Origin of the sequence: Curtobacterium sp. JUb34 (assembly GCF_003755065.1) — a bacterium.
Classification (GTDB): Bacteria; Actinomycetota; Actinomycetes; order Actinomycetales; family Microbacteriaceae; genus Curtobacterium.
This window is the reverse complement of sequence record NZ_RJVH01000003.1, coordinates 175,241-193,065: the sequence shown is the minus strand read 5'-3', so window position 1 is coordinate 193,065 and position 17,825 is coordinate 175,241. Positions and strand designations below refer to the sequence as shown.

Here is a 17,825-nt window from a genome sequence, read left to right as displayed (position 1 = left end):
GCCACGACGGCTTCTGGCAGCGTGGTCACCGTCGTCCGGACCGGGCGACGGAACAGGAGGACGTCGATGTGGTTCGAACGCGACGAGCGCGGTGTGCACTCGGTGGGCATGGGAGCGCCGGGGCTGCGGCAGCGCTTCGCACCGGAGGCCCTCGCCGCCCTCGAGCAGGCCTCTCGCGCTGAGCTCGAGCAGCTGCACGACGCGATGGCCGAGCTCGAGGCCGACGTCCTGGTCGTCTACGACCCCGAGGACGACACGATCGACTACGCCGAGGAGGACCGGTTCCGCGGGATCCCGCTCCCCCGCGACTCTGGGTTCCCGGTCGTCACCGGCGACCTGACCGCCGGACTCACCGAACACGTCCAGAGCCTGCCGCTGCGGTGCGACTGGACGGCGTCGCGGTGGCGTTCGAGATGGTGGGCACGGTGCTCGCGCCGTACTGGAAGCGCGAGCGTGCGCGTCGGACGGCGACCTGGCGCGCGACGGCACGACGTCGGCGCAGCGGTTCCCGGTCGGCACGCCGCCGCTGAGCGTCCGGCCGCAACGCCGAGGCGGCTTCCGGCGATGTCGGCGCCCCGTGCGACGATCGGAACCGTGCCGTTGAACTTCACCGCGATCGACTTCGAGACCGCGAACAGCTCGCCCGCCAGTGCGTGCTCCGTCGGACTCGTCAAGGTCCGCGCGGGCCGGGTCGTCGACCGGGCGTCGTGGTTCATCCGCCCGCCCCTCGGACACGACGCGTTCCTCGAGTGGAACACCCGGATCCACGGGATCGTCGCCGAGGACGTCGTCCGGGCGAAGACGTGGGAGCAGCAGTACCCCGACCTCGTCGCCTTCGCCGAGGGTGACGTCCTGGTGGCGCACAACGCCCGGTTCGACATGGGCGTCATCGCCGGTGGGTGTTCCGCGACCGGCATCGACCTCGCCGAACACCACTCGATGTGCTCGCTCGCGGTCGCCCGCAAGACCTACACACTCGACTCCTACCGGCTGCCGGTCGCAGCGATGGCCGCCGGGTTCGAGGGCTTCCAGCACCACGACGCCGCCGCCGATGCCGAGGCATGTGCTGCGATCGTCATCCACGCTGCCGGCCACCACGGCACCGACACGGTCGAGGCCCTGGGTGCGGCGACCCGGGTGACGATCGCCCCGGTCCGGGCCCGCGCCGAGAAGCCGAAGTCGTCGACGCCGCAGCCGCGGCTGTCGAACCGCCCGATGGTCTTCGCCGACTGAGCCCAACGCGAGCGTGGGACGGTCTCGAGCCGACACCCGTTGTCCGGTGCTCGGGGCGCCGATACCCCGGTGGTATTGTCACGACATTGCCGTCGGCACCGACGCCGGCACCCAGCACGTGTGAAGGACCGCGATGACCAACGAAGGCCAGCTGCCGTCCGACCTGTTCATGGACCTGGACCGGTCGGGTCCCATGCCCCTCTACTTCCAGGTGGCCTCGCGCATCGAGGAGTCGATCCGCTCCGGCGTGATGCCACCCGGCGCCCGTCTCGAGAACGAGATCGCGCTCGGTGAGCGACTCGGACTGTCCCGCCCGACGATCCGTCGGGCGATCCAGGACCTCGTCGACAAGGGGCTGCTCGTCCGCCGCCGCGGCATCGGCACGCAGGTCGTGCACGGCCCGGTGACCCGCAAGGTCGAGCTCACGAGCCTGTACGACGACCTGGCGCAGGGGTCACAGGCCCCGGCGACGAAGCTCCTCGAGCGCAACGACGTGCCGGCTCCGGACGACGTCGCAGCCGCGCTGAGCGTCGAGCCCGGCACGACCGTGGCGCACATCCGCCGCGTGCGGTTCGCCGAGGACGTCCCGATGGCGATCCTCGAGAACTACCTGCCGCCGGAGTTCCTCGAGATCACCGACCAGGATCTGCAGGACCACGGGCTGTACCAGCTGCTCCGCGGTCGGGGTGTGACGATGCGGGTGGCGAAGCAGCGGATCGGTGCCCGCGCGGTCACCGACGAAGAGGCCGGTCTGCTCGAGATCGAGGACGGTGACCCGGTCCTGACGATGAGCCGCACCGCGTACGACGCCTCGGGCCGCGCGGTCGAGTACGGCGTGCACTGCTACCGCCCCGACCGCTACTCGTTCGAGGTCACCCTCGTCGACAAGTAGGCGGTTCGCGCTGACCGCGTGACGTCGAGGTTCCACGAACCGCCGCACGCGCGACGCCGAGGTTCCACGGATGGCCGCTGAACGCCTCGAGATGCCGAGATTTCGGAACCTCGGGGCGGACGGACGGGACGAGCGGGCTCGCCCAGGCGCTCAGGCGAGCGAGGGCACGCCGAGCTCGCCCGTCACGTACTGCGCACGTCCGAAGCCGAACGACCAGTCCTGCGGGCCGTTCTCGACGTAGCCGATGAAGACATCCTCGGACGCGACACCGATCGCCGCCAGGGCGTCGTGGATGGCCGCGTACAGCGTCGTCTTCGCCTCGTCGGTGCGCCCGCGCTGCGTGAAGACCTGGATGACGATGACACCCTCGGTGCGCTCGAACCCCAGGCCGGCGTCCTCGGCGATGATCTGCTGCGCCGGGTGCTCGGTGATCACCTGGAACCGGTCACGCACGGGGATCGCGTACACGTCGACGATGGCCTGGTGGATGGCGTCGGCGATGGCGCGCACCGCCTGCGGCGTGCGGCCGGTGGCGAGGTCGATACGGACGAGCGGCATGGTGCCTCCTGCTGTTCGGGACTTTGTCCTGACAAACTAACATGGATCGAGAGCCGACAACAGAGAGACGGGAGGCGCGGTGCCAGCTGGCACCGCGCCTCCCGTCCGTCGTCCGCGACCGTCTAGAGCACGGGGGTCGCCGCCGCGTACGTGAGCGGCCCGTCGACGCGCGCGACGTCGTGCCACGCACCGTCGGCGAGGGACGCCTCCGCCGCCTCGACGATGGACGCTGCGGCCAGTCCGTCGGCGACGGACGGGGCGAGCTGCTCCCTGCGACGGACGCTCGCGATGAACTGGGCGGCCTCGATCGTCTTCAGGTCGTCGTAGCCCATGGCCGTACCGGCGCCGGGCTGGAAGCGCGCGAACTCGCCGTCACCCGCGGCGACGTAGTGCGTGGCGTAGCCGTCCACCTCGTGCCCGTCGAGGTACACCTCGAGCTCGTTGAGACGCTGGAAGTCCCACCGCACCGAGCCCTTGGTGCCGTAGATCTCGAGCGTGTACTCGGCGTGCGGTCCCCGCATGACACGGCTCGAGTCCATGGTGCCGACGGCGCCGTCCTCGAAGCGGAAGAGCAGGGCGGCGTAGTCCTCGTTCTCGACGCGGCCGAGCGCACCGGTGGCTGCGGCGCTCCGGTCGACGATGCCCGCGGCCGGCTTCGGGCGCTCCTGGATGAAGGTCTCGGCGAGGGCGCTCACGCTGGCGATCCGACCGACGACGTACTGCGCCAGGTCGAGGCCGTGCGAGAGCAGGTCGCCGAGCACGCCCGAACCGGCACGCTCCCGCTCGAAGCGCCAGGTCAGCGGCGCCGCGGGGTCGGACGAGTAGTCGGCGAGCAGCGAACCCCGCACGTTCGTGATCCGACCGAGGCGGCCGCTGCGGACGAGTTCCCGCGCCCGCTCGATCGCCGGCGCGTGCCGGTAGTTGAACCCGACGCTCGTGATGACGCCTGCGCGCTGCACGGCCTCGTGGATCTCGCGTGAGTCGCTGGCGTAGCGGCCCATCGGCTTCTCGATCCAGAACGGCTTGCCCGCTTCGGCAGCAGCGACCGCCATCTCGCGGTGCAGGAAGTTCGGCGAGCAGATCGAGACGACGTCGACGGCCGGGTCGGCGAGGACCTCGTGGTAGTCGGCGACGGCCCGCTCGTAGCCCAGGCGGGTGACGGCCTGGTCGCGAGCGGCCTCGATCGGGTCCGCGGCGACGACGAGCCGGGGGTGCACGCCGAGCTCGGGGAAGTGGTCCGGCAGGGCGCGGTAGGCCCGCGAGTGCAGCCGCCCCATCCAGCCGACCGAGATGAGGCCGACGCCGATGGTGTCCGGCACGGCTGCGTCCGTCGACGTCATGCGGCGGGGACGATGATGTCGCGGACCAGGGCGTCGAGCTGCGCGTCGGCGTCGAGGAACTGGCGCAGGGTGGTCACCGTGGCACCGAACCGGTCGAACTCGTCGATCGTCATGCCGTCGACGTCGTAGCCGCGCGCGAACTCAGGGGTCGCGGCACGCAGGGCTGCGATGACGTCGGCCGGCACCTCGTCGTGGATGGCGTCCGGACGGAACGGGAACGCGTTCGCGTTGATGTCCTTCGACCACTGGAACGGCGGGGAGACGACGAGGTCGCCGCCCTGGAACTCCGACCACTGCAGCGCGTTGCGGAAGGCGGCGACGAGCACGCGCGACCGGAAACCACGCTCCTGGAACACGCGGTAGGCGTTCTTCACCGCGGCGACGCCGGCCCACTCGAGGATGCCGGGGTCGACCAGGACGTGGTCGCGCTTGACGACGGTCTTCAGCCAGTCGTCGAACCGGCCGGCCATCAGCGTGACGACGTGGCCGAACTCCTGGTCGGGCAGCCCGTCGGCGGCACGACGGTCGAGCGCGCGCTCGATGGCCTCGCCGACGGCCACGACCTGCGGCACCGTGAAGGACACGGTCGCGTTGATCGAGACACCGCGGTACGCGGCCTCCTCGATCGCGGCGATGCCGACCTTGGTGGCGGGGATCTTCACGATGATGTTCGGGGCGAGCTGCGAGAACCGCACGGCCTGCTCGACCAGGGCGTCCGCGTCGCGGTGGAACCGCGGGTCGGTCTGCATCGACAGGCGACCGTTGCGGCCGCCGGACGCCTCGAACGCGGGCAGCAGCTGCTCGGCCGCGGCGATGGAGAGCTCCTCGACGGCCTTCCAACCGATCCAGGATTCCCCCGCCGTCGGATGCTCGGCGGCGATCTCGCGGATGCGCGGCACCCAGGTCTCCGGGTCCTGCTTGATGCACGTGTACGCGATCACCGGGTTGCAGGTCGCCCCGACGGCGCCGTACTCGTGGATCGCGGTCGACAGCTCGCGCGGGTCGGCGGAGTCGTTCCACAGGGCGGTCACGGTCTGCGACGCGGCCTGCAGCGTGACGGGTCGGGTGTCGGCGCCGGTGGGCGTCGTGGTCTCGAGGGTGTCGGTCATCGTGTGAGTCCCTTCTTGATCGTGTCGAGCTGGAAGCGCGAGACCTGGTCGGCGTTCTCGTCCTCCGCGAAGACGCTCGACACCGCCACGGTGTCCTCGCGCGCCGTGAAGCCGACCCGGTCGAGGGCGGCCCAGAAGGCGTCGAAGTCGACGTCCGCCTGCCCGACCGGCAGGTGCTGGTGCACCCGGACCGGGTTGCCGGGCGGGTTCGTGATGTAGCGCAGCCCGTGCGACCGGTGGTGGTCGTAGGCGTCGGCGACGTGCACGAGCTGCAGGGAGTCGCCCGCGGCGTCGATGATCTCGTCCATGTTGCCGCCGTAGTGGAACGTGTGGCAGGCGACGTAGACGAAGCCGATGCTCTTCGAGTTCAGGCCACGGATCACCCGGAGTGCCTCGAGCCCGTCCTCGACGAAGTCGTCGGGGTGCGGGTCGATCAGGACCCGGATGCCGGAGTCCTCGATGATCGGCAGCAGTTCCTCCATCGCCCAGTGGAACTGGTCCTCGGACTCCTCGGCGCGCTCGGGGCGGCCGGAGAACTCCGTGTTGATCGTGTCCACGCCGAGGCGCTTCGTGATCTCGATGACCCGCTTCCACTTCTTGACGGCGGCCTCGCGGGCCTCCTTGTCCGGACCGGCCCAGCGCAGGACGGGCAGGACCGATGCGACCTGCACCCCGGCCGTCGTGCACGCCGCGGCGAACGCGTCGACGAGGTCGTCGTCGGCCGTCGGGTGCCGGTAGAACGGGATGAAGTCCTTGTGCGGGGTGAGCTGCAGGTACTCGTAGCCGAGGTCGGCGACCTTCTGCGGGAACTCCAGCAGCGACAGGTCGTGGTGGTACGGCGTGGGGTCGAGTGCGATCTTCGGCATCGATCAGGCCGTCTCGTAGAAGGCGGGCTTCGCGGTCGCGTACGTGATCGGTTCGAGCGCACCGGACTGCTGCGCACGCACGGCGACCTCGGCGACGACCGACGCCGTGTACCCGTCCCAGGCGCTCGGCCCGTCGATCCCACCGGCCCGCGCGGCGTCGACCCAACGCTGCACCTCTTCGTCGTAGGCGGCACCGAAGCGCTCGACGAACGTCGGGGTGACTCCTTGACCGGAGACGCCCTGCGACACGAGGTTCAACGAGGTCTCGCGGCCGATGTAGGCGACCCCGGACTCGAACACCGCGTCGGTCGTGACCTGGTAGCCGAACTGGGCGTTCACGTTGATCTCGACGATCGCCATGGTGCCGGACTCGGTGGTGAACAGCACGAACTGCGGCTCGGGCAGGTCGGCCGGCGCGAGCGAGTTCTTGCGGGGCTTCTTGACCTCGACGCTCGTGATCGCCTCGCCCGTGATGAACGGGATGATGTCGATCTCGTGGATCACCGAGTCGTGGATGAGCATCGACTCGCTGAAGTTCGGCGGTGTGGTCGGGTTGCGGTGCGCGTGGTGCAGCGCGAGCAGGGCGCCGCTGGCACCGGACTCCCGCAGGGCACGCAGCTCCTGGTACCCCTTGTCGAAGCGGCGCATGAAGCCGACCTGGATCTTCGGGCGGTCGGCGTGCTGCTGCTCGAGCTCGACGATCCGCAGGGAGTCCTCGGCCGACGTGGTGAGCGGCTTCTCGCACAGGACGGCCAGGCCGCGCTCGAGCGCCGGCACCAGGACCGGCTCGTGCAGGAAGCCCGGCGTCGCGACGATGACGGCGTCGATCGCGGTGGCGTCGAGTGCTTCCTCGAACGACGCCGCGGTGATCGCGCCGGGCGCCTTCGCCGCGGCGGCGGTCGCGCGGCCGCTGTCGGGGTCGACGATGGCGACGACGTCGGCGCCGGCGATGGTCGAGGTGATGCGACGGATGTGGTCGCTGCCCATGGCGCCCGCGCCGACGACGGCGACGCGGAGGTTGTCAGTGGTGCTCATGGCGGTGCTCCTGGGGTAGATGACGCTGCGTGGACGGCTGTTGGTGGCCGGTCAGGACACGCGGGCGGCGGACGTGGAACCGAAGATGTGCTGGAACGTGCGCTCGGCGATCGGGCCGGGGGCGTCGACCGAGCAGCCGTACATGTCCTGCTCGACGATGCCGAAGACGTCCGGGTTGATCTTCGCGACGGCCTCGATGATCGGGGCGAGTTCCGGGGTACCGCGCGGCGGCTCGGTCATGATGCCCTGCGACACGGCGGTGGCGAACGGCACGTCGTTCTTCAGCACGTCGAACAGCAGGTCGGTGTCGACCTGCTTGAGGTGCAGGTACCCGATGCGCTCCGGGTGCGCGGCGATGAGCTTGAGGTTGTCGCCGCCGTAGTACGCGAAGTGGCCGGTGTCGAGGCAGAGGTTCGTGTACTCCGGGTTCGTCACCTCGAGGAACCGCACGGTCTCCTTGTAGGTGCCGACGTGGCTGTCAGCGTGCGTGTGGAACTGCTGGTGGACGCCGTACTCCTCGAGCAGCGCCTTGCCGAGCTGGTCGTGCCCCTTGCCGAGGCGGTCCCACTGCTCGTCGGTCAGGGTGCGCGACTCGAGTACCTCTTCCGTGGCGTCCGAGCGCCACAGGTCCGGGATCGTCACGAGGTGCTGGGCGCCGAGCTTGGCCGCCAGACCCGCGACCGCCACGGCCTGGTCCCAGGCGCGCTGGAACTGGTCCTCGCCCTTGTGGAACCCGGTGAACACGGTGCCGGCGGAGAGCTTCAGCCCGCGCGACTCGAGCTCGTCGGACAGCTGCGACGGGTCGGTCGGCAGGTAGCCGTACGGTCCGAGCTCGATCCACTCGTACCCGGCGGCGGCCGCCTCGTCGAGGAAGCGCTTCCACGGCACCTGGTTCGGGTCGTCGGGGAACCAGACGCCCCACGAGTCGGGGGCGGTGCCGATCCGGATGGCGTCGGTTGCGGTGGCGGTGTCGGTCATGACGTCGTCGTCTGCTCTCTGGGTGTGGTGCGTGTGGTGGACGGTGGTGCTCAGCCGAGCAGCGGGCGCTGGGCGGCGACCTGCTGCTCGTACTCGGCGCGGGCGGTCTGCGTGCTCGACAGCGTCGAGGTCTGCGCGACCGGCACGTCCCACCAGCCGTCGCCCTCGGGGGCGTAGACCAGCGGGTCCGAGTTGATGTGCACGAGGGTGGTGTGGTCGTTCGCCTTCGCCTGACGCAGCGCGGCCTTGAGGTCCTCGATGCTGTCCGGGCCGGGCTGGACCTCGATCACGTCGACGCCGTACGACCGCGCGTTCGCCGCGAGGTCGACGGGCAGCGGGTCGCCGTTGTCGAACGACTGCGTCTCGTCCAGGTAGCGGTACTTCGTGCCGTAGCGCTCGGACCCGACGGTCTCGGACAGGTGCCCGATCGACGCGTACCCGTGGTTCTGGATGAGTACCACGATGATCTTGATGCCCTCGGCCACGGCGGTGACGAGCTCGGTGTGCAGCATGAGGTAGCTGCCGTCGCCGACCATGACGATCGCGTCGCGGTCCGGGGCGCCACGACGGACGCCGATGCCGCCGGCGATCTCGTAGCCCATGCACGAGAACGCGTACTCGACGTGGTAGCCGAGGGCGTCCCGCACGCGCCAGAGCTTGTGCAGGTCGCCGGGCAGCGAGCCGGCCGCCTGGATGACGACGTCGCGGGGGTCGGACACCGACTGCACGGCGCCGATGATCTCCGGCTGGCCGGGCAGGTCCGCGCCGGACGGCGCGAACGCGCCGTCGACGGCGGCGTCCCACGCGGCCTTCAGCGAGGCGATCTCCGCAGCGTAGGCGGCGTCGACGACGTACGCGGGCTCTGCGGGTGACGACCCGGTCGACGTGAGTGCCGCGGTCAACGCGACCAGGGCCTCCCGGGCATCCGCGATCAGCGGCAGCTGCGAACCGTGCTTGTAGGCGTCGAACGCGGCCACGTTGACGTTCACGAACGTGACGTCCGGGTTCTGGAACGCGGTCCGCGACGCGGTCGTGAAGTCGCTGTAGCGCGTCCCGATCCCGATCACGACGTCCGCCTGCGCGGCGACCGCGTTCGCGGCGGCCGTGCCGGTCGCGCCGATGCCACCGAGGGACTGCGGGTGGTCCCAGACGAGCGATCCGCCGCCGGCCTGCGAGGTGCCGACCGGGATGCCGGTCGCTTCGACGAAGGCGGCGAGCTCGTGCTCCGCGCCGGAGTACAGCACGCCACCGCCCGCGACGATGACGGGGCGCTTCGCCGCCCGGATCGCGGCGACCGCACGCGCCAGCGGCCCGTGCTCGGGCAGCGGACGGCGGATGTGCCACTCGCGCGGCTGCAGGAACGCGACGGGGACGTCGAACTCCTCGGCCTGCACGTCCTCCGGCAGGGCGATCGTCACGGCACCGGTCTCCGCCGGGTCGGTCAGCACCCGCATCGCCGCGAGGGCGATCGAGAACAGCTGCTCGGGCCGCTCGACACGGTCGAAGTAGCGCGACAGCGGACGGAACGCGTCGGTCACCTGCAGGGAGGTGTCGTGCGGCAGTTCGATCTGCTGGAGCACCGGGTCGGTGGTCCGCGTGGCGAACGTGTCCGACGGCAGCAGCAGTGCGGGCAGGCGGTTCGTCGTCGCGAGTGCGGCGGCGGTGAGCATGTTCGCGGCACCCGGACCGACCGACGCCGTCGCGGCGAAGGTCGCACGGCGGCGGTGCATGCGGGCGAAGCCGACGGCCTCGTGCACCATCGCCTGCTCGTTGCGGGCCTGGTGGTACGGCAGCAGTCCGGGCTGCTCGACGTGGAGCTGCTTGATGGCCTGTCCGACGCCGGCGACGTTGCCGTGCCCGAAGATGCCGAAGATGCCCGGGATGGTGCGTTCGCGGACGTCGCCGTCGACGGTCCACTGGTTGGCCAGGAACTCGACGAGTGCCTGGCCGACGGTCATCCGGCGCGTGGTGGTGATCACGCCTGCTTCCTTTCGTAGGGCAGGCGCGGATCGAGCTGCTCGCTCGCCCATGCCTGGCGGACCCAGCCGTGCGCCGGGTCGTCGGTGATGTTCCAGACGCGCTCCGGGTCGGGCCCGGCCATCACGTTGAGGTAGTACATGTCGTAGCCGGGGGCGGCGACGGCGGGGCCGTGCCACCCGTGCGGGACGAGCGCGACGTCGCCGGTGCGGACTTCGCGGAACTCGTCGATCGGACGGTCGTCCGAGGCGTAGGTCCGGTGCAGCGCGAAGGGATCGGCGCTGGCCGGAGCGGAGAGGCCGCGTGCGACCGCGGACTCGTAGTAGTAGATCTCCTCGAGGTTCGACTCCTCGCCGGGCACGTTCGTGTCGTGCTTGTGCGGCGGGTACGACGACCAGTTGCCGGCCGGCGTGATCACCTCGCACACGATGAACTTCACGGCGTCGAGGGCGGCCGGGGTGCCGAAGTTGTGCACCTGCCGGCTGGACTGCCCGGCACCGCGGAGCTCGACCGGCACGTCCTGCCGGGCCACGTACGTGGTCGGCTTGACGGTGTCTGTGGGCGCCTCGGCGACCGCGAACCGGCCGCTGCCGGTGATCGTCGCCGCTGAGCCGGACCCTAGGTACAGGACGTCGGTGGGACCCTCGAACACGCTCGCGCGCCCCTGCAGGGCCTGCTCGCCGTCACCGGCGGCGCCCGCGTAGGTCACGTGGAACGCCCCGGCGAGCGGCACGACGATGCGCTCCACGGCGTCGGCCGGGAGGCGCAGCTCGCGTGTGCCGGTCGGGTCGCTGTCCGTCAGGGTGCCGGTCCGGAGCCCGGTGTGCGTCCATCCTGCGATGCGACCGTCGACGACGTCGGTCCAGCCCGCCTCGGGCCGGGAGCCCGCCGGGATGAACCACTGGTCGTGCTCGTGCTGTTCGTTCGCCATGCTGCGGCTCAGTTGTTCGACGGGAAGCCGAGGTTGATGCCGCCGTGCGACGGGTCGAGCCAACGGCTCGTGATCGCCTTCTGGCGGGTGAAGAAGCTCACGCCGTCGGCGCCGTACGCCTTGTGGTCACCGAACAGCGAGTTCTTCCAGCCGCCGAACGAGTAGTACGCGACCGGCACGGGGATCGGGACGTTGATGCCGATCATGCCGACCTGCACGTCGCGCTGGAAGCGACGCGCGGCGCCGCCGTCGTTGGTGAAGATGGCGGTCCCGTTGCCGTACGCACCCGAGTTGATGAGCTCGAGGCCCTCTTCGTACGTGGCGACGCGGACGACGCTGAGCACCGGGCCGAAGATCTCCTCGGTGTAGACGCGGCTCGTGGTGGGGACCTGGTCGATCAGCGTCGGGCCCAGCCAGAAGCCGTTCTCGTCGCCGTCGGGTCGGACGGTGCGGCCGTCCACCACAACCACCGCACCGTCCTGCTCTGCGACCTCGATGTACGAGGCGACCTTGTCACGGTGCTGCTTCGTGACGAGCGGGCCCATGTCGCACCCGCGACGACCGTCGCCGATGCGCAGGGTCGCCGCGCGGTCCGTGATCTTCTGGATGAGCTCGTCGGCCACCGGCTCGACGGCGACGACGACCGAGATCGCCATGCAGCGCTCACCGGCGGATCCGAAGCCCGCGTTGATGGCGTTGTCGGCGACCAGGTCGAGGTCCGCGTCCGGCAGCACGAGCATGTGGTTCTTCGCGCCGCCGAGGGCCTGCACGCGCTTGCCGTGCTTCGTGCCGGTCTCGTAGACGTACTGCGCGATCGGCGTGGAACCGACGAACGAGATCGACTCGACGTCCGGGCTGGTCAGCAGCCCGTCGACGGAGAGCTTGTCGCCGTTGAGCACGTTGAAGACGCCGTCGGGCAGACCGGCCTCGGTGAACTTCTCGGCGAGCCAGATGGCGGCGCTCGGGTCCTTCTCGGACGGCTTCAGCACGACGGTGTTGCCCGCCGCGATCGCGATCGGCAGGAACCACAGCGGCACCATCGCCGGGAAGTTGAACGGGCTGATGATGCCCACGACACCGAGCGGCTGCCGGATCGAGTAGACGTCGATGCCGGTCGAGACCTGGTCGGAGAACTCGCCCTTCATCAGGCTCGGGATGTTCGTGGCGAGCTCCACGACCTCCTGCCCACGGGCGATCTCGCCCAGGGCGTCGTCGATGACCTTGCCGTGCTCGCTCGTGATGATCTCGGCGAGCTCGCCCTTGTCGCGGTTCAGGATCTCGCGGAACGAGAACAGGATCTGCTGGCGCTTGGTGAGCGACAGGTTGCTCCACGCCGGGAACGCCGCCTTGGCGCTCGCGATGGCGGCCTGGACCTCGTCCTCGTTCGCCAGGGCGACCTGCTTCGTCGCGATGCCCAGTGCCGGGTCGTACACGGGGGCGCTGTTGCCCGACGCGGACTCGACGTGCTTGCCGCCGATCCAGTGGCCGACGGTGGTGGTGGCGGTCTCCGTGGTGGTCATGCGTTGCTTCCTTCGAGTGTGGTGGTTGCTGCGTGCGTGGCGCCGGCGCTGCCGGTGTGGACGAGACCCGCGGCCACGTCGACCGCGGTGGCGACGTCGCCGTCCGGCGGGTAGAGCAGGGTGCGGCCGACGACCAGGCCGCGTACGCCGGGGAGCGCGAGGGCGTCGGCCCACTTGGCGTAGGTCTCGAGCGGTTTGCTCGACGGGTCGCCCCCGAGCAGGAGCGTCGGCAGCGTCGTCGCCGCCATCACCCGCTCCATGTCGTCGACGACCGGGATCTTCAGCCAGCTGTAGGCGCTGGACTCCCCCAGGCCCGCGGCGATCGCCATCGAGGTGATGACGGCGTCGGCGGTCAGGTCGTTCACCACCCGGCCGTCCTGCCACGCGGACATGAACGGCTCGAGCATGATCGGCAGCTGGAGTGCGGCGGACTCGCTGACCGCACGGGCCGTGGCCTCGAGCGTCGGTGCCGTGCCCGCGTCCTCGAGGGCGATGCGCACGAGGAGCTTGGCGAAGTCGAGCCCGGAGTCCTTGATGGCCTGTGCCGAGTACGCCGTGTAGCGGTCGTCCATCTCGAACGTCGCCCCGCGCAGTCCGCCGCGGTTCATCGACCCGACGACGACCTTGCCGTCGAGGGCGCCGAGCAGTGCCAGGTCCTCGAGGATGTCGGGCGTGCCGAGCACCCCGTCGACGCCGGGGCGGCCGAGCGCCGTGACGAGCCGCTCGAGCAGGTCGTAGCGGTCGGCCATCGCGGACTCGTCGTTCCGGACCGCCAGGGCACCGCGTGCCGGGTGGTCCGCGGCGACGATGAAGAGCTTGCCGTCGTCGGCGAGCAGGGAGCGCTTGTGCCGAGCGTCGAGCACGGACCGCACCAGTTCGGGCTGTCCGGCGCGGATGTCCCGGAGGCGCTGGAAGTCAGCGGGGCTGATCTCAGGCATGGGTCTTCTCCTCGGTGCTCGTGTGGTTGGTGCCGTCAGCGGGGTTGCTGGCGATGAACGCCTCGATCTCGTCGCTCGTGGGCATCGCCGTCGAGCACTCGAACCGCGTCGCGACGATGGCGCCGGCGGCGTTGCAGAACGCGAGGATCCGCTCGAGGCCCCAGCCCTGCAGCAGGCCGTGGGTCAGCGCGCCGCCGAAGCCGTCGCCCGAGCCGAGCCCGTTGACGACGTCGATGTGGTGCGGGCGGAACTCGACGAACTCGTCGCGGGTCTTCGCCAGCACGCCCTTGGGGCCCTGCTTGACGATGGCGATCTCGACCCCGCGCTCGAGCAGGGCGTCGGCGGCGCGGACCGGGTCGGTCTCTCCGACGGCGACCTCGCACTCCTCGCGGTTGCCGACGGCGACCGTGGCGTGTTCGAGGGCGACGGCGACCTCGCGCGTCGCGGCCTCGGGGCTCGACCAGAACATCGAGCGGTAGTCCAGGTCCAACACGGTGTGGGTCTTCGTGCTGTTCTGCGCGGCGGAACGCGCTTCGTACGCGACGTGGTGCGCCTGGCGGCTCGGCTCTTCGCTCAGGCCGGTCACCGTCGTCCAGAAGATCTTCGCCCGCTCGATCTCGTGCAGCGGCAGGGACTTCGCCGTGATCATCAGGTCCGGCGCCTTCGGTGCCCGGTAGAAGTACAGCGGGAAGTCGTCCGGCGGGAAGATCTCGCAGAACGCGACGGGGGTGTTCAGCCCCTCGACCGTCTCGACGAAGGCGTTCGCGACGCCGAACTCCGGCAGGGTGCGGGCGATGTACCGGCCGAACGGGTCGTTGCCCGTCCGGGTGATGACCGCGGCATCGGCACCGTGGCGCGCTGCGGCGATGGCGACGTTGGTCGCGCTGCCGCCGACGGACTTCGAGAAGGTCGAGACGTCCTCGAGCGGGCCGGTCTGCTGCGGGTAGATGTCGACGCTGACGCGTCCCATCGTGATCACGTCGTAGGCGTGGGGAGCGTGGTTCGTCATGCGACGTGGTGGACCTTCCGTGCGGCTTCATCGGCGGACGATCACGACTGTACACCGTGTTTGCCCTAATGTCATGACATGGTTTCCCGGGACCGGTTCCGCCGGCCCGGTGGTCGCGTCGGTGTGCCGGGAGGCGCGGTGTCGGTGGGCCGGGAGGCCCGGTGTCGGTGGGTTCTGCCAGGGTCACGACATGCAGATCCTCGCCCTGGTCATCGGTCTCGTGATCGGCATCGCCGTCGGTGCGGTCGTCGCCTGGTCGCTCGCGCGGTCGCGCGCCGGCGTCGACGCCGCGGCGGCGCGCGCGAGCGCCGAGGCACTCCGCACGCGGCTCGACGAGGTCCGCCGCGACGCCGAGGAGCGTCTCGACGCACAGGACGCCCAGTACCGCCGACAGGTCGACTCCCTCGAACGTCGTGCCGCCGAGCTCGAGCACCTCGTGCAGCGGATGCACGGCGCCGACTCGGCCCGGAACCAGAACGAGTCGAAGGTGCTGTCCGCGCTCAGCCCCGTTGCCCAGACCCTCGACGTGATGCGCACGAAGATCGCCGAGCTCGAGCAGTCCCGCAGCGAGCAGTACGGCGCGCTGTCGGCGCAGCTTCGGTCGGCCGCCGAGTCCGAGGAACGTCTGCGTGCCACGGCCGACACCCTGGCCAGCGCCCTGTCGTCGAACAGCACCCGCGGCGTGTGGGGCGAGACGCAGCTGCGCAACGTGGTCGAGGCCGCCGGGTTGCTCGAGCGGGTCGACTTCGACGTGCAGTCGTCGGTCACCACCTCGTCCGGCACCGCTCGACCCGACATGGTCGTGCACCTGCCCGGCGGCAAGACCATCGCCGTCGACGCCAAGGTGCCGTTCAGCGCCTACCTGCAGGCCGCCGAGATCCCGGCGACCGCCACCGGAGCCGAGGGGGCTCGACGCGACCAGCTCATCGCCCAACACGTCAAGGCGCTCCGCGCACACGTCGACGCCCTGGCCGCGCGCGAGTACTGGACCGGTTACGACGCCTCCCCCGAGCTCACCGTCGCCTTCATCCCGTCCGAGTCACTCATCTCGAGCGCCCTCGCCGCCGACCCCGGCCTGCTCGACCACGCCTTCCGCAAGCGCATCGCCCTCGCCTCACCCGTGACCCTGTGGTCCGTGCTGAAGACCGTGGCGTTCTCGTGGCAGCAGGACGTCGTCTCGCAAGAAGCGCACGAGCTCTTCCGCGTCTCACGCGAGCTCTACGGCCGGCTGTCCACGATGGCGGGGCACGTCGACAAGCTCGGGCGTTCGATCCGGGGCTCCGTCGTCGACTACAACCGGTTCGTGGGGTCGCTCGAGCGGCAGGTGCTGCCGAGTGCACGGCGGTTGTCGCTGCTCGACGAGTCGAAGGTCATCGCGGACCCCGCGTCGATCGAGGACGAGCCGCGGTTGCTCACGGCGCCGGAGCTGGTGGGGGCGGTCGACGAGGACTGACCGTCGGCTCGCTACGATCGTTCGTCATGGGGGAAGCACTGCAGAACCATCCCGGCGACCGCGAGTTCCCGGTCCGTCCACGCTGGCGGCACCGGGCGATGGTCGCCAAGGCGCGGAAGCAGACCGGGCGGCGACGAGACCGCGCCGCAGCATGGATCATCATGGCGATCGCGATCGTCGCGTTCTTCGCCGTGCTCCTGATCTCGATCCTCGCACCGTACGACGTCCGGCAGCACTTCGGGAACGGCATCCAAGCGGTGTGGCGCTGCTTCTTGGTCGCCATCGTCGTGTGGTTCGTGTTGACCTTCATCACCTCGCTCCGTGACATCGGGCTGCCGGTGCGGGAACAGCGGCGGTACCGTGAGCGCACCGGCGCTCGCGAGCTGCCCGCCCGCCGGCTGCAGCAGCTGGCGCTCACCTCGTTCGGCGACTTCCACGAGGGCTGGTGGCCGGCGTCCCTCGCCCCGTACGGTGCGCGGGTCGAACTCGGCGGCGAGTACCTGCAGGACGCCACACGTTCTCCCTTCGTGACGATTCCCCTGCCGCCCGTGACCTTTCTGCGCCGCGAACTCGATGAGGCGTACAAGATCGCCAGCGGGCGGGACGGACAGGCCTTCGCCGTCGACCTGCTCGGTCCGAAGAGCGTGTCGTGGCAGTTCCTCGCGTTGAGCCGTTCCGCCGAGGGCGAGGCTCGGCTCACTCGGCTGTCCTCGCTGCTCGGCACCGATCCCTGGGCGGGGTCGAACCTGCTCGACCGCCGAGCGGACCGCCCGCCGAAGCTGCTCTGGTCGATGGACGTCAAGAACGCCGTCACCGCCGTCCGAGGTGCGTACGCCGCGGGGCTCCTGAGCGAGGACGATGCCTGGGCGTCGATCGACCTGGTCTCCGACGTCGCGTTCACCCTGTTCGACTCGTGGGACGACTACTTCGACAACCTGCGCGCCGCCTACGCCCTGGTCTACGACGAGCTCAAGAAGGTGCAGGATTTCGATGCCGGGCGGCGTGAGCTCTTTGCCTCGAACTGACCGGTCACGCGGCTGCCGTGGCCTGCGTCGCCGGGGGCGCTGTTGCCCCGGACCGTCAGCGACCCGCTGTGGGCGGACGAGGACGACGCGTCGGTTTCCTGACCGCGACCGGATCCTCCTCGGGGCGACGGCTCATGCGTCGGAGTACCCGGGGAGCGCGCGGACGGCCTCGGCGTTGCGGTCCCACACGTGTTCTTTCGCGACGAGAAGGCCATCGGTCATTCTGCCTGGCCAGCTGACGAATCAGATGAGGGGGTTACCCTCGAGGACCTTCTTCGACAACGCTTCCCAATCACCAAAACCCGGCGTGTTCGCCCAGTTCGGCTCGACGTCAACTCCGTGGAACTGCTCCAGGTCTTTTGTCTGTTTGGAGTGATCGATCCGCGTGCGCTGCCCCTCGCCGTTCGGAGACAGGTGCAATTGATTGGAGAACAGGGGCTTGTTGGCCAGTGCACGTTCCTTCGGTCTGAAGTCATCAGGTTCGGGGAAGATCTTGTAGATCACTTCGCTGAGGAACAGCCGTCCGCCCCACCGGTTCGAATACGTGGCAAGGGTCACATTGCGATTGTTTGCGTCCCAAACGAACACTTGGAAAGCTGGCCCGTCGATGGCAATTCCGCCCCGAGGCGTGACCTCCATGGTCCAGGACGGTACAGCGGATGCGGGATCGATTTCAAAGCCGCCGTCGTCCCGCCTCACGAAGGTGCCGACGCTCGGTTCGGCGGGGACCACAGTGAACCAGTCCATCTGGTCATCCTGATGCTGGTGCCAACGCCCGCGACACTCTTGCTCGCTCAGGAATCCTCTCGGATCCGGCGTCCGGGTGAAGTGATTCCACTTCTGCATGTAGAGGTATCCGTGCTCGATCACGGGTTCCTCAATTGTCCTCGAGTTCTCGGCTCTACCGAATCTGAACATCAATCACCCTCGGCATTGAAAGAAGCACCGCGCCAATGTGCGT

At 69.9% G+C, this 17,825-nt stretch carries 16 protein-coding genes; 4 read left to right on the top strand and 12 right to left on the bottom strand.

Annotated elements, in window-relative coordinates:
• Positions 1-66 precede the first annotated feature (66 nt).
• Both EDF63_RS19135 and EDF63_RS12085 read left to right on the top strand, forming a co-directional pair.
• Positions 67-1,233 carry an exonuclease domain-containing protein gene (locus EDF63_RS19135; protein ID WP_395871928.1) on the top strand — a complete coding sequence of 389 codons (1,167 nt, stop codon included), beginning with the start codon at positions 67-69 and terminating at the stop codon, positions 1,231-1,233.
• Positions 1,234-1,366: 133 nt separating this feature from the next.
• On the top strand, positions 1,367-2,125 hold the full coding sequence (locus tag EDF63_RS12085; RefSeq protein WP_123313299.1) for a GntR family transcriptional regulator: 759 nt from the start codon (positions 1,367-1,369) through the stop codon (positions 2,123-2,125).
• A gap of 150 nt (positions 2,126-2,275) precedes the next feature.
• Here EDF63_RS12085 and EDF63_RS12080 read toward each other — a convergent pair whose 3' ends face one another.
• The 11 genes from EDF63_RS12080 to iolC form a co-directional block, all read right to left on the bottom strand.
• Complete coding sequence (locus EDF63_RS12080; protein WP_123313298.1) at positions 2,276-2,683, bottom strand: tautomerase family protein; 408 nt, start codon at positions 2,681-2,683, stop codon at positions 2,276-2,278.
• A gap of 122 nt (positions 2,684-2,805) precedes the next feature.
• Positions 2,806-4,023 carry a Gfo/Idh/MocA family protein gene (locus EDF63_RS12075; protein ID WP_123313297.1) on the bottom strand — a complete coding sequence of 406 codons (1,218 nt, stop codon included), beginning with the start codon at positions 4,021-4,023 and terminating at the stop codon, positions 2,806-2,808.
• Positions 4,020-5,132, bottom strand: coding sequence for a transaldolase family protein (locus EDF63_RS12070; protein ID WP_123313296.1), 1,113 nt, complete (start codon positions 5,130-5,132; stop codon positions 4,020-4,022). The genes EDF63_RS12075 and EDF63_RS12070 overlap by 4 nt, the downstream gene beginning before the upstream one ends.
• Positions 5,129-5,998: a sugar phosphate isomerase/epimerase gene (locus tag EDF63_RS12065; protein ID WP_111084937.1), complete on the bottom strand. Its 870-nt coding sequence runs from the start codon at positions 5,996-5,998 to the stop codon at positions 5,129-5,131. Before EDF63_RS12065 ends, EDF63_RS12070 begins: the two co-directional genes overlap by 4 nt.
• A 3-nt stretch (positions 5,999-6,001) precedes the next feature.
• Positions 6,002-7,033, bottom strand: a complete 1,032-nt coding sequence (locus tag EDF63_RS12060) for a Gfo/Idh/MocA family protein (protein WP_123313295.1) — start codon at positions 7,031-7,033, stop codon at positions 6,002-6,004.
• A 51-nt stretch (positions 7,034-7,084) separates the two neighbouring features.
• Entirely contained in the window at positions 7,085-8,011 is a 927-nt protein-coding gene (locus EDF63_RS12055; protein WP_123313294.1) for a sugar phosphate isomerase/epimerase, read from the bottom strand.
• Between the two features lie 50 nt (positions 8,012-8,061).
• Positions 8,062-9,969 (bottom strand): 3D-(3,5/4)-trihydroxycyclohexane-1,2-dione acylhydrolase (decyclizing), encoded by a 1,908-nt coding sequence (gene iolD / locus EDF63_RS12050; RefSeq protein ID WP_221180568.1) that lies wholly within the window; start codon positions 9,967-9,969, stop codon positions 8,062-8,064.
• Positions 9,970-9,986: 17 nt separating this feature from the next.
• Positions 9,987-10,919 carry a 5-deoxy-glucuronate isomerase gene (gene iolB, locus EDF63_RS12045; protein WP_185021409.1) on the bottom strand — a complete coding sequence of 311 codons (933 nt, stop codon included), beginning with the start codon at positions 10,917-10,919 and terminating at the stop codon, positions 9,987-9,989.
• Positions 10,920-10,927: 8 nt separating this feature from the next.
• The gene (locus tag EDF63_RS12040) at positions 10,928-12,439 is read right to left on the bottom strand and encodes a CoA-acylating methylmalonate-semialdehyde dehydrogenase (protein ID WP_185021408.1); all 1,512 of its coding nucleotides are present in this window, start codon (positions 12,437-12,439) and stop codon (positions 10,928-10,930) included.
• Complete coding sequence (locus EDF63_RS12035; protein ID WP_123313293.1) at positions 12,436-13,377, bottom strand: class I fructose-bisphosphate aldolase; 942 nt, start codon at positions 13,375-13,377, stop codon at positions 12,436-12,438. Before EDF63_RS12035 ends, EDF63_RS12040 begins: the two co-directional genes overlap by 4 nt.
• Complete coding sequence (iolC, locus tag EDF63_RS12030; protein WP_123313292.1) at positions 13,370-14,386, bottom strand: 5-dehydro-2-deoxygluconokinase; 1,017 nt, start codon at positions 14,384-14,386, stop codon at positions 13,370-13,372. Before iolC ends, EDF63_RS12035 begins: the two co-directional genes overlap by 8 nt.
• A gap of 190 nt (positions 14,387-14,576) precedes the next feature.
• Here iolC and EDF63_RS12025 point away from each other — a divergent pair, with 190 nt between their 5' ends.
• A complete protein-coding gene (locus EDF63_RS12025; protein ID WP_123313291.1) occupies positions 14,577-15,839 on the top strand; it encodes a DNA recombination protein RmuC in 1,263 nt (420 codons plus the stop codon).
• A gap of 26 nt (positions 15,840-15,865) precedes the next feature.
• Positions 15,866-16,864 carry a DUF1266 domain-containing protein gene (locus EDF63_RS12020; RefSeq protein WP_123313290.1) on the top strand — a complete coding sequence of 333 codons (999 nt, stop codon included), beginning with the start codon at positions 15,866-15,868 and terminating at the stop codon, positions 16,862-16,864.
• A 243-nt stretch (positions 16,865-17,107) separates the two neighbouring features.
• On the opposite strand, the gene EDF63_RS12015 is transcribed toward EDF63_RS12020, so the two are convergent.
• Complete coding sequence (locus EDF63_RS12015; protein WP_123313289.1) at positions 17,108-17,734, bottom strand: hypothetical protein; 627 nt, start codon at positions 17,732-17,734, stop codon at positions 17,108-17,110.
• Between the last annotated feature and the right edge of the window lie 91 nt (positions 17,735-17,825).

Bases quoted from the DNA above. Each gene is read 5' to 3' on its own strand.
- EDF63_RS19135 (WP_395871928.1), top strand. From the start codon at position 67: ATGTGGTTCGAACGCGACGAGCGCGGTGTGCACTCGGTGGGCATGGGA.
- EDF63_RS12085 (WP_123313299.1), top strand. From the start codon at position 1,367: ATGACCAACGAAGGCCAGCTGCCGTCCGACCTGTTCATGGACCTGGAC.
- EDF63_RS12080 (WP_123313298.1), bottom strand. From the start codon at position 2,683: ATGCCGCTCGTCCGTATCGACCTCGCCACCGGCCGCACGCCGCAGGCG.
- EDF63_RS12075 (WP_123313297.1), bottom strand. From the start codon at position 4,023: ATGACGTCGACGGACGCAGCCGTGCCGGACACCATCGGCGTCGGCCTC.
- EDF63_RS12070 (WP_123313296.1), bottom strand. From the start codon at position 5,132: ATGACCGACACCCTCGAGACCACGACGCCCACCGGCGCCGACACCCGA.
- EDF63_RS12065 (WP_111084937.1), bottom strand. From the start codon at position 5,998: ATGCCGAAGATCGCACTCGACCCCACGCCGTACCACCACGACCTGTCG.
- EDF63_RS12060 (WP_123313295.1), bottom strand. From the start codon at position 7,033: ATGAGCACCACTGACAACCTCCGCGTCGCCGTCGTCGGCGCGGGCGCC.
- EDF63_RS12055 (WP_123313294.1), bottom strand. From the start codon at position 8,011: ATGACCGACACCGCCACCGCAACCGACGCCATCCGGATCGGCACCGCC.
- iolD (WP_221180568.1), bottom strand. From the start codon at position 9,969: ATGACCGTCGGCCAGGCACTCGTCGAGTTCCTGGCCAACCAGTGGACC.
- iolB (WP_185021409.1), bottom strand. From the start codon at position 10,919: ATGGCGAACGAACAGCACGAGCACGACCAGTGGTTCATCCCGGCGGGC.
- EDF63_RS12040 (WP_185021408.1), bottom strand. From the start codon at position 12,439: ATGACCACCACGGAGACCGCCACCACCACCGTCGGCCACTGGATCGGC.
- EDF63_RS12035 (WP_123313293.1), bottom strand. From the start codon at position 13,377: ATGCCTGAGATCAGCCCCGCTGACTTCCAGCGCCTCCGGGACATCCGC.
- iolC (WP_123313292.1), bottom strand. From the start codon at position 14,386: ATGACGAACCACGCTCCCCACGCCTACGACGTGATCACGATGGGACGC.
- EDF63_RS12025 (WP_123313291.1), top strand. From the start codon at position 14,577: ATGCAGATCCTCGCCCTGGTCATCGGTCTCGTGATCGGCATCGCCGTC.
- EDF63_RS12020 (WP_123313290.1), top strand. From the start codon at position 15,866: ATGGGGGAAGCACTGCAGAACCATCCCGGCGACCGCGAGTTCCCGGTC.